Annotated in this window: 14 protein-coding genes and 1 pseudogene; 6 read left to right on the top strand and 9 right to left on the bottom strand. The window is 71.5% G+C overall.

Going from position 1 to position 12,980, the window contains the following annotated elements; translation table 11 throughout:
* Positions 1-19 precede the first annotated feature (19 nt).
* Positions 20-2,041 (top strand): ABC transporter ATP-binding protein, encoded by a 2,022-nt coding sequence (locus tag OG285_RS02595; RefSeq protein ID WP_356831558.1) that lies wholly within the window; start codon positions 20-22, stop codon positions 2,039-2,041.
* A 32-nt stretch (positions 2,042-2,073) separates the two neighbouring features.
* On the opposite strand, the gene OG285_RS02590 is transcribed toward OG285_RS02595, so the two are convergent.
* On the bottom strand, positions 2,074-2,745 hold the full coding sequence (locus OG285_RS02590; RefSeq protein WP_356831556.1) for an endonuclease V: 672 nt from the start codon (positions 2,743-2,745) through the stop codon (positions 2,074-2,076).
* 198 nt (positions 2,746-2,943) lie between these two features.
* Here OG285_RS02590 and OG285_RS02585 point away from each other — a divergent pair, with 198 nt between their 5' ends.
* The gene (locus OG285_RS02585) at positions 2,944-3,501 is read left to right on the top strand and encodes a DoxX family protein (protein ID WP_356831554.1); all 558 of its coding nucleotides are present in this window, start codon (positions 2,944-2,946) and stop codon (positions 3,499-3,501) included.
* 170 nt (positions 3,502-3,671) lie between these two features.
* Here OG285_RS02585 and OG285_RS02580 read toward each other — a convergent pair whose 3' ends face one another.
* Positions 3,672-3,932: a type B 50S ribosomal protein L31 gene (locus tag OG285_RS02580; RefSeq protein WP_356831552.1), complete on the bottom strand. Its 261-nt coding sequence runs from the start codon at positions 3,930-3,932 to the stop codon at positions 3,672-3,674.
* Positions 3,933-3,999: 67 nt separating this feature from the next.
* Positions 4,000-4,239 carry a DUF6296 family protein gene (locus OG285_RS02575; RefSeq protein WP_356831550.1) on the bottom strand — a complete coding sequence of 80 codons (240 nt, stop codon included), beginning with the start codon at positions 4,237-4,239 and terminating at the stop codon, positions 4,000-4,002.
* 242 nt (positions 4,240-4,481) lie between these two features.
* On the opposite strand from OG285_RS02575, the gene OG285_RS02570 reads away from it, so the two are divergent.
* Positions 4,482-4,673 (top strand): DUF6381 family protein, encoded by a 192-nt coding sequence (locus OG285_RS02570; protein WP_356831548.1) that lies wholly within the window; start codon positions 4,482-4,484, stop codon positions 4,671-4,673.
* A gap of 140 nt (positions 4,674-4,813) precedes the next feature.
* Here OG285_RS02570 and OG285_RS02565 read toward each other — a convergent pair whose 3' ends face one another.
* From OG285_RS02565 to OG285_RS02555, 3 genes are all read right to left on the bottom strand, one after another.
* Positions 4,814-5,371, bottom strand: a complete 558-nt coding sequence (locus tag OG285_RS02565) for a hypothetical protein (protein ID WP_371790033.1) — start codon at positions 5,369-5,371, stop codon at positions 4,814-4,816.
* A 61-nt stretch (positions 5,372-5,432) separates the two neighbouring features.
* Positions 5,433-6,602, bottom strand: coding sequence for an epoxide hydrolase family protein (locus OG285_RS02560; protein WP_371790032.1), 1,170 nt, complete (start codon positions 6,600-6,602; stop codon positions 5,433-5,435).
* A gap of 177 nt (positions 6,603-6,779) precedes the next feature.
* Complete coding sequence (locus OG285_RS02555; RefSeq protein WP_371790031.1) at positions 6,780-8,234, bottom strand: MFS transporter; 1,455 nt, start codon at positions 8,232-8,234, stop codon at positions 6,780-6,782.
* Positions 8,235-8,627: 393 nt separating this feature from the next.
* On the opposite strand from OG285_RS02555, the gene OG285_RS02550 reads away from it, so the two are divergent.
* Positions 8,628-9,791 carry a glutathione-independent formaldehyde dehydrogenase gene (locus OG285_RS02550; RefSeq protein ID WP_371790030.1) on the top strand — a complete coding sequence of 388 codons (1,164 nt, stop codon included), beginning with the start codon at positions 8,628-8,630 and terminating at the stop codon, positions 9,789-9,791.
* Positions 9,792-9,995: 204 nt separating this feature from the next.
* Complete coding sequence (locus OG285_RS02545; RefSeq protein ID WP_371790029.1) at positions 9,996-10,652, top strand: PepSY domain-containing protein; 657 nt, start codon at positions 9,996-9,998, stop codon at positions 10,650-10,652.
* Between the two features lie 19 nt (positions 10,653-10,671).
* On the opposite strand, the pseudogene OG285_RS02540 reads toward OG285_RS02545, so the two are convergent.
* The 3 genes and pseudogenes from OG285_RS02540 to OG285_RS02530 all read right to left on the bottom strand — a co-directional run.
* Positions 10,672-10,857 (bottom strand): annotated as a pseudogene (locus OG285_RS02540) (hypothetical protein); the annotation flags it as partial.
* A gap of 149 nt (positions 10,858-11,006) precedes the next feature.
* Positions 11,007-11,648, bottom strand: coding sequence for an NAD(P)H-dependent oxidoreductase (locus OG285_RS02535; protein ID WP_356831538.1), 642 nt, complete (start codon positions 11,646-11,648; stop codon positions 11,007-11,009).
* 57 nt (positions 11,649-11,705) lie between these two features.
* The gene (locus tag OG285_RS02530) at positions 11,706-12,230 is read right to left on the bottom strand and encodes a DsbA family protein (protein ID WP_371790028.1); all 525 of its coding nucleotides are present in this window, start codon (positions 12,228-12,230) and stop codon (positions 11,706-11,708) included.
* Positions 12,231-12,406: 176 nt separating this feature from the next.
* Between OG285_RS02530 and OG285_RS02525 the strand changes: the two genes are divergently transcribed.
* A complete protein-coding gene (locus tag OG285_RS02525) occupies positions 12,407-12,862 on the top strand; it encodes a winged helix-turn-helix transcriptional regulator (protein ID WP_371790027.1) in 456 nt (151 codons plus the stop codon).
* Positions 12,863-12,980: the final 118 nt, after the last annotated feature.

Here is a 12,980-nt window from a genome sequence, read left to right as displayed (position 1 = left end):
CTGCCCGGAGGACACTCCCATGACCGAGCCGCTGCTGCGGATCGACGATCTCCATGTCGACATAGCGTCCCGCAACCGCACCGTCCACGCCCTCGACGGCGTCAGCCTTGACCTCGCTCCCGGCGAGGCCCTCGGCGTGGTCGGTGAGTCCGGCTGCGGCAAGACCATGACCGCGCTGAGCGTCCTCGGGCTGCTGCCGCCCGGCGGCGCCGTCGCGTCGGGCCGTGTCCTCTTCGACGGACACGACCTCGCGTCGGCCGGCGAACCCGTCCTGCGCGATGTGCGGGGCAACACCATCGGCATGGTCTTCCAGGACCCGCTGACCTCGCTCAACCCCACCATGACCATCGGCGCGCAGGTCGCCGAACCCCTCCTGCTGCACCGCCCCATCAGCAAGCAGGAGGCCTGGGCGCGGGCCGAGGAGATGCTCGGACTGGTCGGCATGCCGCAGCCGTCCGAGCGGATGAAGGCCTATCCGCACCAGCTCTCGGGCGGTATGCGCCAGCGCGTCGCCATCGCCATGGCCCTCGTCTGCGAGCCCAAGCTCCTCATCGCCGACGAGCCCACCACCGCCCTCGACGTCACCACCCAGCACCAGATCCTGGAGCTCATCGACGGGCTGCGCTCCCGCCTCGGCATGGCGATGATCCTGGTCACGCACGACCTCGGTGTCATCGCCAACCGGGTCGACCGGGTCGCCGTGATGTACGCGGGCAAGGTCGCCGAGACCTCCGGCGTGCGGGACCTCTTCGCCCGCCCCAGGCACCGCTACACCCAGGCGCTGTTCGCCGCGCTCCCCGAGAAGGCCGTCGAGGGCGAGACCGAACTGCGCACCATCCCCGGTCTGCCGCCCAACCTCGCCACCGCGCAGCAGGGCTGCCGGTTCGCAGCCCGCTGCGCGTTCGCCACCGACGTCTGCCGCACCGATGAGCCGCAGCTCACCGAGGGCGACCACCGGTTCGCCTGCTTCCACCCCGTACCGGAGGAGGGCGAGCCGAACCTCGGCGAGGCGCTCGCCCAGGAGCGACAGGCCGCCCCCGTCGTACCGGACGGCGCGACCCTCCTCGAAGTCGTCGACCTCCGCAAGGACTTCCCGCTCACCGGCGGCCCCTTCTCGCGCAAGCGCGGCACGGTCAGCGCCGTCGGCGGTGTCTCACTGACGGTGCGCAAGGGCGAGACCTTCGGCATGGTCGGCGAGTCGGGCTGCGGCAAGACCACCATCGGGCGCATGATCGCCGGTCTTGAGGACCCCACGGCGGGATCGATCGTCTTCGATGGCCAGGACCTGGCCACCATGGACCGGGGCCAGCGCCGCGCCCACCGCCGCCGGATCCAGCTGATGTTCCAGGACTCCGCCGCGGCCATGGACCCGCGCATGCGGATCGGCACCATCCTGCGCGAACCGCTCGTCATCCAGGGCGTCGGCGACCGGGCCGAGCAGGACCGGATCGTCGGTGAACTCCTCGACGCGGTCGGGCTGCCGCGCGGCGCCGTCGACCGCTACCCGCACGAGTTCTCCGGCGGTCAGCGCCAGCGCCTCGGGCTCGCCCGCGCGCTGACGCTCTCCCCGGACCTGATCGTCGCCGACGAGCCGGTGTCCGCGCTCGACGTCTCCGTACAGGCCCAGATCCTCAACCTGATGCGCGAACTGCAGCGCGACCGCGAGCTGACGTACCTCTTCATCTCGCACGACCTGGCCGTGGTCCGCTACCTGGCCGACACGGTCGGGGTGATGTACCTCGGCAAACTGGTCGAGTCGGGCCCGGCCGATGAGGTGTACGCGAACCCCCTCCACCCGTACACGCGCGGCCTCCTCGACACCGTCAACGTCCCGGACCCCGAGACGGCGGGCCCCGGCCGCGCCCCGCTCGGCGGTGAGACGCCCTCAGCGGCGAACCCGCCCTCCGGCTGCCGGTTCCGCACCCGCTGCCCGATCGCGCAGGACATCTGCGCCGAGACCGAACCGCCGGCCAGTACCCCCGGCCGCGCCGACCACCAGGTGGCCTGCCACTTCCCGCTGGTACGGGAGGCTGCGGCCTGACCCGGCCGGGACGCCGCGCGGGGCGCCGCCCGTTACGCCACCGCCTCGCGCAGCGCCCGCCGGCAGAGCGCGTCGGCGCGCCGGGTGGACTCCGGCAGCCGGTAGTCGGGGGAGAGCCGCAGTGTGTGGGCGCAGGCGTTGTCGAGGCCGACCCGGTGCCCGACGGACACGAAGACCGGCTTCACCCCGTCCTGGGTGCGCAGCGCCCTGCCCACCTCCTCGCCGCCGTCGGCCAGCAGCGGCGCCCCGTCGCCGCGCCGGTCGCCGGGCTGCTCGTACGAGAAGGTGAAGGGGTTCTTCGCCACCCCGATCACCGGCAGACCGGTCAGCACCCCCAGATGGCTGGCGAGGCCGAACCGCCGCGGATGCGCCAGTCCGTACCCGTCGCAGACGACCAGACCGGGACCGGCGGAAAGCGCTTCGAGAGCCGCCAGCACGGTCGGGATCTCCCGGAACGCGAGCAGTCCGGGGACGTACGGGAACGTCACCCGGCCGACCGCGGTGGCCTCGTCGACCACGGCCAGCGTCGCGGCGTCGAGCACCACGGCGGCCGCGGCGACCACGTCCCGCTCGTCGTCGTACGCCACATCGACCCCGGTGATCAGCCCGGTGCCCGGGGCGGGACCCGGCTCGTCCAGCACCACACGGGTGCGTAGTTCGTCCTGGACCGCGCGGGCTGCCGTCTCGTCGGCGGGTGTCTCCATGGGCCTCACCCTATGAGGGCGGCACAGCGCCGGGCGAAACCGTGGTGACCTGCGGCTTCGCCCGGATGGGCCAACCCCGTTGCGGGAGGGCCGGGCGGGGCGAGGAGAGTGGGTACGTACGTCCGCCGCCGGTTCGGCTCACGCTGCCCGGCGGGCGGCCGTCGCCGCTGATCCGCTGCCACAGATCTGGAGACTCCGATGACCTGCATCAACCGACGTGACCTCGGACTGCTCGCCCTGCGGGCCGGTACCGGGGCGGTGCTCGTCGCTCACGGTTCGCAGAAGCTGTTCGGCTGGTTCGGCGGCGGCGGGCTCGCGGGCACCGCGGCGGGGATGGAGCACATGGGATTCCTGCCGGGGCACCGGAACGCGGTCGCGGCGGGCCTCGGCGAGGCGGGCGGCGGAGCGATGCTGGCGCTGGGCCTCGGCACCCCCGTGGCAGGCGCCGCCGTCGCGGGCACCATGGCGGGAGCGGTCGCCGTCCACGCGCCCGCCGGCTTCTTCGCTCAGTCGGGCGGCTACGAGTACCCGGCCTTCCTCGGCTTCACCGCGGCGGCCATCGGTGTCGCGGGCGCCGGACGCTACTCCCTCGACCACGCCACCGGCAGCCGCCTCGACCGGCCGTGGATGCTCGCCCTGGCCTTCGCCGGTAGCGCGCTGGCGAGCGCCGCGGTGGTCAGCAAGCGGAGCAGGGCACAGGCCGCGAAGGCGAAGGCCGAAGCCGATGCCGACGCGGTGCCGGGCGCCGGGGCATAACACGGCCGCGCCGTCCGGGCGCTGGAGCAACCGGGGGCCGGGCGGCCGCACGCCGCACGCCGTACGCACCGACAGCCGGAGGCAGTTGGCCGACTGCTCGGTCCTCCCGCAGGCGTACGGTTCGCAGGATGGCCGGCACGCCCGTCCGGCTTCCGCATTCGGTCGGGCGGTTATCCCTGCTTCCCGTCGCCGTCCCCGTACCGCTTCTCGAATTTGGCGACCTGGCCCTCCGAGTCGACCACCCGCGCCTTCCCCGTGTAGAACGGGTGGCTCTCCGCGGAGATCTCCACATCGACCACCGGGTACGTCTGCCCGTCGTCCCAGGCGATGGTCTGGTCGCTCTCCGCCGTGGACCTGGTGAGAAACGCGAATCCGGCGGAGCGGTCGCGGAAGACGACCGGCCCGTACGAAGGGTGCTTGTCCTCTTGCATCTGCTGCTCCTTGCCGATGGTTCACGGGTGCCCCGCCGGTGCACCGAGAGCACGGGCACCGCCGGTCTCAGGCTCTGTGCGGGTGGACCTCCAGCGGAGCCACGTGCGCCTGGTGGCCTCCTGATGCCAGCATGCGCACCTCGCCGCCCTGGCTGATCTCCGCGCGCACGATGCCCGTTCCGTCGGCGTAGACCGGGGAGCCGCCCGCGCCCTTCATCGTGGTGCGCCGCACGAGGACGGTGTCACTCCCATCGCCGGGCGTGCTGAACACGAGCTCGTAGCTTTCCGGAAATTCAGATGTGTTCATGGTCGGCTCACACTTCCCGGTTGAGCTGCGCCTTTCCGAGTACGCCCCCGTACGTGCACCGGCACGCCGACGGGAACCCCGTACCCACCACGATGCCGGGTTTCGCCCGGCCGCGCACGCCGGGCCGCACGGAGCGTGGGAGACCGCGCCCCTCCCGTACGGTGCGTGACCACCTGGGATGCGGGGCGCAGCGGTACCTGGTTCGCTGAGGGGACCCCTTCCAGAACACACCAGGAGCTGTGATGAGCGGTTCGGGCGAGAGTGGCAGCCGGGTACAGCAGATGCGCGCCAAGGCACAGGACCTGAAGCAGGCGGCCGAGCGGAGCGCCGACCCCGAGGAGCGGCGCCGGCTCAACGAGAAGGCGAGCAGGCTGGACCGGCAGAGCGAGCAGGAGAGCAGCATGGCGGCCGGGGACATCTATCCGTCCGAGTGACGGTCTCGTCCGGGGGCGATCCCGTCCGGTGGCGATCGTCCCGAACTGCCGTGTGTCCGCGAGCTGTTGTCCGGCGGGCGGCAGGCCTGCGCCCGCTGTGACGCCGGATCGCGGGCGCTCCGGGACGGCCTGCCGATCAGTCAGCCCGTACGGTGTCCTGTCCACGCCCTTCCGGCCTTCGCCGCGCGGGCGCGGTAGGCGCGGAGCGCGGGGCCGCCCTGCTGCGCGCGGCCGGTCCAGTAATCGGTGAGTGCGTGGGCGAATCCGGTGACCGCGTCGGTGATGTCCGGTGCGGTGGCCAGCGGGCAGGGGGTCAGCCGCTCGTGGAGTCCGCCGAGCGCGCTCATCACGGCGTCCACATCGGGTGAGCCGGGGGAGAGTTCGGGGTGGCGGCCGTTGACGTACTCGAAGACGAGCGTCACCCAGCCGTGGCTCTCCACGGACATCAGCATCCGTGGCCCGACTCCCGGGGGAAGCACCGCGTTCGCAGTGGCCTCGTTCCGGTACATGGGAGCCTGCGCGTTGTCGGCCCTGATCGCCTTGACGAACACCCCGCCGCCGTACGGAGACGGAAGGCGCACCCGGACGCCGGGCGTGAACCCGCCGTCGACGGGCTCCGGTGGTCCCGTGGGTGTGAACCGGCCCAGGAGGAGCGCACGCAGGGCGGTCGGCAGATCGTCCCAGCAGGGTGTGGTCACGGATGCCTCCGGGTGAGCATGCGCCTGCGGCCGACCGTCCGGGCACACAGGTGACGGGCCCTCACATCGCTGACCGGTAGGGGCGGAAGAACGCCCGCAGTTCCTCCGCGTAGAGCTCGGGCTCCTCGAAGGGCGCGAAGTGTCCGCCACGCGGGGGTTCCGTCACGCGTACGGTGTTCGCCGTGCGATCGAGCCACGCTCGCGGCGGGCGGACGATGTCGCCGGGGAAGAGCGAGAAGCCGGCCGGAGCCTCGACCCGGCGGGCGTGCTGCGCGGGCGGGATCGCGGCGTTCGCCCGGTACATGCGCATCGACGAGCCGATGGTCCCGGTGAGCCAGTAGAGCGTGACGTTCGTCAGGATCTCGTCCTTGGTGAAGCTCCGCTCGATGTCGCCGTCGCAGTCACTCCAGGCCCGGAGCTTCTCGACGATCCACGCGGCGAGCCCGGCCGGCGAGTCGGTGAGCCCGACGGCGGCGGTCTGGGGCTTCGTCCGGTGCATGGCGGCGTAGCCGCCCTCGGTCGCGCCCCAGGCCGCGGCGCCGTCGAGCCAGGCTCGTTCCTCGGGAGCGAGGTCCGCCGGGTCGCCGGTGAAGACGGGCACGCCCGCGTCGGTGCGGTGAACGGCCACCATCCGGTCGGGGTGGTCGAGCGCGAGGTAGCGGCTCACGTGGCTGCCGATGTCCCCGCCCGCCGCGCCGAACCGCCGGTAGCCGAGGGTGTCCATGAGGCCGGCCCACAGGCCCGCGACGGCGGGGGAAGCGAGGGGCGGGCCGGTGGGGCGGTCGGAGTATCCGTAACCCGGCATGTCGGGTACGACGACGTCGAACGCGTCGGCGGGGTCGGCCCCGTGGGCGCCGGGGTCGGTCAGGAGCGGGATGACTTTCGCGTACCGCCAGAACGAGTCCGGCCAGCCGTGGCAGAGGACCAGCGGAAGGACGGACCCGGCCGGTGCGGCGGCCCGGGCGTGTACGAAGTGGATTCCGAGTCCGCCGAGCGGGACGCGGAAGCGGGGCAGCCGGGCGAGCGCCGCCTCCTGGGCCGGCCAGTCGAACCCGTCGGCCCAGTAGGTCACGAGCTCTCGGAGGTACGTGAGGTCGGTCCCGAGCGACCACCCGGCGTCCTCCGGAGAATCGGGCCAGCGCGTCGCGCGCAGCCGCGCACGGAGATCCTCCAGCGCAGCGGGGGAGGCCTGCGGAGTGAACGGCTCAGGGCGGGGCGTGGCATCCGGCACGAGGATCACCCTATGTGCGCGTCACCGGAACTTCGAGCCGCAACCGACCCGAACGGACGGGCTGGTGGGCCCTGGCCGGGCTCGGCTTCCCGGCGCGCGGCCGGGGGCCGCGAGCCCTCGCCGTGGACCTCCCGGAACAGGCAGGCGCCGCCGCCCCGTAAGTCCGGCAGCCCTCCTTCACTCGTGCTTGATGCGGTTCGCGCCGATGTCGGCCACCGCGGCGATCAGCGCGGCGGCCACGAACGCGACCGAAACGATCAGGCCGTGGTCGTAAGCGGTCGGCCAGCCTTCTGTCACCTGGGCGAAGAAGACGGAACCCACGGCGGCGATGCCGATCGCCGAGCCCACCCGCTGTCCGGTCTGGAGTGTGCCTCCTGCGCTGCCCGCCATCGCCACCGGAACCTCCGACAGCGTCAAGGTCTGATTGGGGGCGATGACCAGGCCGCTCCCCAGCCCGGCCAGCAGCAGCGGCGCTGCCATCGCCCACCCGGCCCCGCGGCCCGGCACCATGTGCACTGCCAGGGCTGTGCCGCCCAGTCCGATCGCCACCATGGTCAGCCCGGTGGCGATGAGGGGCCGGCCGAAACGGCTCACCAGCCGGCCTCCCAGGGCGGCCGTGGCTCCGGAGCCGAGCGCGAAGGGGGTGATGGCCAGCCCGGCGAGCAGCGCGCTGTAGTGCAGCCCGCTCTGCAGATAGAGCGTGCTGATGAAGAAGATGGAGGTGAACCCGGCGAAATACAGCAGGATCAACAGACATCCCAGCCAGTACGAACGCACCCGGAAGAGCGCCATGTTCAGCACGGGCTGGATGCCGTGCCCGGAGCAGCGGTACTCCCACCAGGTGAGACCGCCGAGCAGCAGCAGCGCGAGCGGGAGCAGCAGCCACTTCTGCCAGCTGTGCCACTGCTGGGCCTGGACGAAGGGCAGCAGCAGCGCCAGCACACCGGCGCCGAGCAGGAACACCCCGAGGGGGTCGAGGTCGCGCGGTCGCACATGACCGGCCGTCGGGGTGTCGGGCAGCAGCCGCCGGGCCAGCGGCAGGCAGACGGCGCCCAGCGGGAGGTTGACGTAGAAGACCCACCGCCAGCCCTCCTCCGGACCGGCCGCCTGGATCAGCAGGCCGCCCAACAGCGGCCCCACGGCTGTCGAGATGCCCACCACGGTGCCGAACATCCCGAAGGCCCTGCCGCGCTCGTCGCCGGAGAACATCTGCTGGATCAGTGCGGAGATCTGCGGAGAGATCAGGCCGCCCGCCATGCCCTGCACCAGCCGTGCGATCACCAGCCACGTACTTGACTGGGCCGCACCACAGGCCGCCGACGCGAGCGTGAAGAGTGCGAGGCCCACCATGAACACCGCGCGGCGGCCCCGCGCGTCGCCCAGTCGTCCTGCCGGGACGAGGAACAGACCGAAGGCGAGCGCGTACCCGGACAGCACCCATTGCAGATCGGATTCCGGGGTGTGCAGTCCCTCGCGGATCGAGGGCAGCGCGACGTTGACGATGGACACGTCCAGGAGGGTCATGAAGCCGGCGATCAGGCACACCCCGAGCGCCGTCCAGCGCCGCGGGTCCGGGGCTCCGGACGGGTCGCCCTGGCCGGACTCCGCATCGCTCACGGGCTGTGAAGCCACAGAATTCTTCCTTTCGGGCACGGTGGAGAGGGGGGACCGGAGGCCGAGTCGCCCGCGCCCCATGATCTTGATGCCCGTTCTGTCCTGCCGCACGTACAACGGGCCCACCGGCGTGGCCCTCAGGTCGCCCTGCCGGATCCGCGCCGCTCACCGCGGGTGCCGAGCATTTGACAGGGCGACCTGCGGTGGGACGGTTGAGGAGGCGCGCGGTTCGGCGGTCTCCCCCGGGAGGATCCCATCCGGTGCGCGAGGGACGGCCCGTGCGGCAGCCCCGAAGCGCCCTGGGCCGTGCCTTTGCCGACAGACCGGCGCAGGGACGCGCCGCGAGTGGACTTCAGCAGGTCGCGGCTTCTGCGCCGGCACGTGAGCAGAAGAGAGGGCGGCGGTCTCGACATGCGGGCAGCAGTGTACGAAGGACCGCGGACGGTCACAGTGAAGGACGTGCCGGACGCGAGGATCGAGCACCCCTGCGACATCATCGTGAAGATCACCAGCACCAACATCTGCGGTTCCGACCTCCACATGTACGAGGGGCGGACCTCGTTCGAGACCGGGCGCACGCTCGGGCACGAGAACCTGGGGCAGGTCGTGGAGGTGGGGCCCGGTGTCAGCAAGGTCAAGGTCGGTGAGTACGTCGTCCTCCCGTTCAACATCGCCTGCGGATTCTGCAAGCAGTGCGAGAAGGGGCTGACGAGCTACTGCCTGACCATGCAGCCGGAACCCGCCCTGGCGGGGGCCGCGTACGGGTTCGCGGAGATGGGCACCTACCAGGGCGGCCAGGCCGAGCTGCTGCGCGTCCCGTACGGCGACTTCAACGCCCTGCGGCTGGGTGAGGACGCGGCCGAACGGCAGGTGGACTACGTGATGCTGTCCGACATCTTCCCCACGGGCTACCACGCCACCGAGATGGCTGACGTCAAGCCGGGGGACCAGACCCTCGTCTACGGTGCCGGTCCGGTCGGCCTGATGGCCGCCTACTCGGCGCTCCTCAAGGGCGCGGGACGTGTGTGGGTCGCCGACCACCAGCCCGACCGGCTGCGTATCGCCGAGGAGATCGGGGCGATTCCGATCGACACACGCCGGGAGGACCCGGCCGAGGTCGTCAAGGAAGCGACACTCGGACTGGGCGCCGACAACGGCTGCGAATGCGTCGGCTACCAGGCCCACGACCCCCAGGGCAAGGAGGACGCGGCCCTCACGCTCAACGGCCTCATCGACGCCGTGCGGTTCACCGGATCGCTGGGAGTGGTCGGCATATTCCTGCCCGAGGATCCCGGCGGCGTCGAGGCCCAGGGCGAACTCGAAGGCCAGGGCAAGGTCGCTCTCGACTACGGCCTGATGTGGTTCAAGGGCCAGCGGATGGGGACCGGCCAGGCACCCGTCAAGCGCTACAACCGCGCCCTGCGCGACCTCATCGCGGGAGGGAAGGCCGAGCCGAGCTTCCTGGTCTCCCACGAACTCGACCTCGCCGAGGCGCCCACCGCGTACGAGAAGTTCGACGCGCGGGAGGACGGCTGGACCAAGGTCGTGCTCCACCCGAACGGGTCTTCCGCCTGACACCGGCAGCGCGCACACAGCCGGATTCCGGCGGGGCCGGGTCACGTTCGGCCCCGCCGGGCGCCGAGCCCGCCGGAACAGCCCCCGCACCGGCCGCTCCGTACGGGCCGGGCTGCCCGCGTCGCTCCGGTACCCGCGTGGACCACGCGTTTAGAGTCCCTTGTTGCACCACCAAAACGGGCTTTTCTTGCAAAGGGGTCACTCATGGCGTGGATCAGGTGTGTGGGTTCCTTCTCGGCGGTCACGGTGGCGGGCGCACTCCTGATGTGCGGGTGCGCCGGTTCCGGCGGTCAGGCCCCGTCGCGCGGCACCGCGGCGTCACAGGCGTCCCCCGGCGGGTCACCCAGTGGCTCGGCCAGCCCCTCGGGGAATCTGACCGAGGACCAGGCCGAGCGCAAGGCACTGATCCCGGCGGCCGCGGTGGGCTACGAGAAAGCCGTCAAGGCCGCCGTCAAGGCGGTGCCCGGCTCCAAGCCGGTGTCCGTCGAGCTCGAACGGGGCGCGGACGGAAAGCCGGTGTGGAAGACGGAGGTCGCCGCGAGTGACGGCGCCAGCAGCAAGGTCCCGGTGGATGTCACCACCGGCAAGGCGGGGCAGCCGCGGACCGACACCGGCGAAGACAGCGACGACAAGGCCAAGTTGGCCGCCCGGCTGCGCAAGACGAAGGTGACGATGTATCAGGCCGCCGCCACCGCCACGGGTCGCAGGAAGGGCACGGTGAGCACCGCCGAGCTGGACGACGAGAAGGGTGCGCTGGTCTGGAAGGTCGACGTCGTGACGCACGTGGACTGGAACAAGACCACGTTCGATGTCGACGTCAACAGCGGGAAGGTGCTGCGGGAGAATGTCGACAGGGACTGATCCGGACCGGGGCCGGCTCGCCGACGGCGTGGATCCGCACCTCCTGGGCCGCCGGTGCGCTCGGTGAGCGGATTGCCGGTGAGGCGACCGGCACGCACATGCTCGATCCAGTTCATCACCGACACGTAGCGCTCCCGCGCGACTCGCATGGCCCCCAGCCGCGCGGCGCCGCGATGAGGATCAGCATCGGCAGCAGACGCGGGTTGGTCGTTGCGAACGCCGTGCCCCCCCCCGCAGGTCGTGTCGCACTGCGGAGGGCCGGCGCTCCGTACAGCTTGAAAGGCGGCCTGCGGGCGTGGAGCGGTGTGTGCGCTGCACAGCCCACAGGGGATGGTGCGTCAACCAGCCGATATGTCAGGCGGCACGCGGTGTGCCGAAGGTCGTGGCGAGGGTGCGGGCCTTGTCGTGGGCGGCCGTCATGGACGCCTCGTGCAAGGGGAGGAGAGGGGCCAGGGCCGGAGCGACCGGGGCCATGGTCAGCTCGGGTATCACGGTGGTGACGTCCAGTCCGAGCACGGCACGGCCCAGCACGGCTTCCAGCGTGGGCACCACGTGGTCGAGGCCCTCCCTGGGGGTGCCGGGCCCGTAGCCGCCGCCCCGGGCCGAGATCACCAGGGCGGGGCGGCCCGCGGCGGGGGGAGTGCCGGTGAGGCTCATGGTGCGTTCGCTGATGATGATCTGGTCCAGCCATGCCTTGAACACCGACGGCATCGACAGGTTGTACATCGGCACCGTGAACAGATACGCGCCGGCGCCGAGGAACTCCTCGATCAGCTCGTCCTGGAGAGCTGCGGCCTTGGCCTGCTCGGGGGTGTGCTGGTCGGGGTCGGTGATGCGGGCGGTGACGCCCGCTGCCGTCAGGTGGGGTACCGGGGAGGCGGCGAGGTCGCGGTGGACGACGGGGCCCTGCCACTGGTCGCGGAAGGACTGGGCGACCTGACGGGAGACGGAGGCCTCGCCGAGCGAGGAGGAGTCGATGTGGAGCAGGTATGACATGGCGGTTGCGCCTTTCGAAGAGAACGAGATGAGTGAGTGGGGGGATTGAGTGAGGAGTCAGGGGCGGGCCGGGACGGCGCAGCCGTCGGGGCCACAGCTCTGGGTGGCGCCCGCAGCGGTGAGGGTGACCGGGTGGTTTTCGTGCCAGGCGGTGCGCACCTGGGTGCGGTAGCGGCGCTCGGTGAGGACCTGGCGTGTCTGGTCACGGTCCAGGCCCAGCTCGTCAGAGAGCTTGAGCAGGTCGTTCAGGGCGAAGACGGGCTCGGCCCTGCCGAAGTAGGTACGGAAGACCGTCTCCCAGGCTTCGCGGTTCTCGCCCTGCGCGGAGGCGTGGGCCAGGAACTCGTGGGCCGGCCCGGTGTTGCCGACGGCGTTGTCCAGGACCCGGTAGGGGCTCAGGCTCTCGGAGGCGGCCAGCGCCTCGATCTGCCGGGTCGTCGCCTCGGCCTGGGCTCCGCCGATGCCGTACTGGCTCAGCAGGGCCTCGCGGACGCTGACCGTGCGGTCGGCGGGGAAGCTGCCGCCCAGCGGGAAGGAGCGGTGGACCACCTCGACCTGGTCGCTGTGCGCGAAGCGTTCCACGGAGCGGTCCACGCGGTGGCTGCCGAGTCCGCCAGGGGCAGGTGATCTCGGCCCAGACTTCGACTTTCACGGCCCGACCTCCAATTCCTCTCATTTGTTCGTAACGCCATGATGCGCCAGTATGGAAGGCGTTACAAAAGGCACATCGGTGTGCGCGACGGAGAGGAATGGGCGCCATGCAGGACAGCGCAGGTACGGACATGGCGGCGGCGATCGGTCCGTGCGCGAGCATTCCCGCCGACCACATGGCCTTCATCCGGCAGGTCCTGGACCGGGTCGGCGACAAGTGGAGCATGCTGATCGTCGCCGTCCTGGAGGACGGCCCACTGCGCTACACCGACCTGCAGCGCCAGATCCCCGGCATCTCCCAGCGCATGCTCACCCACACCCTGCGCCAGCTCAAGGAGGACGGTTTGATCACGCGGACCGCCTACGCCGAGGTGCCGCCGCGCGTGGAGTACGGCCTCGCCCCGCTCGGCCGCGGCCTGCACGAGATCGTCATGCAGCTGATCGGCTGGGCCGCCGACCATCACGACGAGATCCGTGTCAACCGCGACCTTGCCACCACCACCTCATCCCGTTCGCGAGCCACAGCCACAGCCACAGCCACCGACGCTTCGGCAAAGCGGTGAAGCGGACCTGGGTCACGAACTGCGACTGGTCCTCACTGCACGAGCCGAAGGGCGTAATCCTGCTCGCGGCTTCTGGCAGCCGTCGTACGAACGCCACCGCCAGCGGGCCGAGGGGCAG

The sequence above is a fragment of the Streptomyces sp. NBC_01471 genome, from assembly GCF_041438865.1.
Taxonomy (GTDB): domain Bacteria; phylum Actinomycetota; class Actinomycetes; order Streptomycetales; family Streptomycetaceae; genus Streptomyces.
Note: the sequence above shows the minus strand (reverse complement) of the source record. Positions and strands in the feature narration are given on the sequence as shown.

Coding starts and splice junctions, on each gene's coding strand:
- OG285_RS02595 (WP_356831558.1), top strand. CDS start 20: ATGACCGAGCCGCTGCTGCGGATCGACGATCTCCATGTCGACATAGCG.
- OG285_RS02590 (WP_356831556.1), bottom strand. CDS start 2,745: ATGGAGACACCCGCCGACGAGACGGCAGCCCGCGCGGTCCAGGACGAA.
- OG285_RS02585 (WP_356831554.1), top strand. CDS start 2,944: ATGACCTGCATCAACCGACGTGACCTCGGACTGCTCGCCCTGCGGGCC.
- OG285_RS02580 (WP_356831552.1), bottom strand. CDS start 3,932: ATGCAAGAGGACAAGCACCCTTCGTACGGGCCGGTCGTCTTCCGCGAC.
- OG285_RS02575 (WP_356831550.1), bottom strand. CDS start 4,239: ATGAACACATCTGAATTTCCGGAAAGCTACGAGCTCGTGTTCAGCACG.
- OG285_RS02570 (WP_356831548.1), top strand. CDS start 4,482: ATGAGCGGTTCGGGCGAGAGTGGCAGCCGGGTACAGCAGATGCGCGCC.
- OG285_RS02550 (WP_371790030.1), top strand. CDS start 8,628: ATGCGGGCAGCAGTGTACGAAGGACCGCGGACGGTCACAGTGAAGGAC.
- OG285_RS02545 (WP_371790029.1), top strand. CDS start 9,996: ATGGCGTGGATCAGGTGTGTGGGTTCCTTCTCGGCGGTCACGGTGGCG.
- OG285_RS02535 (WP_356831538.1), bottom strand. CDS start 11,648: ATGTCATACCTGCTCCACATCGACTCCTCCTCGCTCGGCGAGGCCTCC.
- OG285_RS02525 (WP_371790027.1), top strand. CDS start 12,407: ATGCAGGACAGCGCAGGTACGGACATGGCGGCGGCGATCGGTCCGTGC.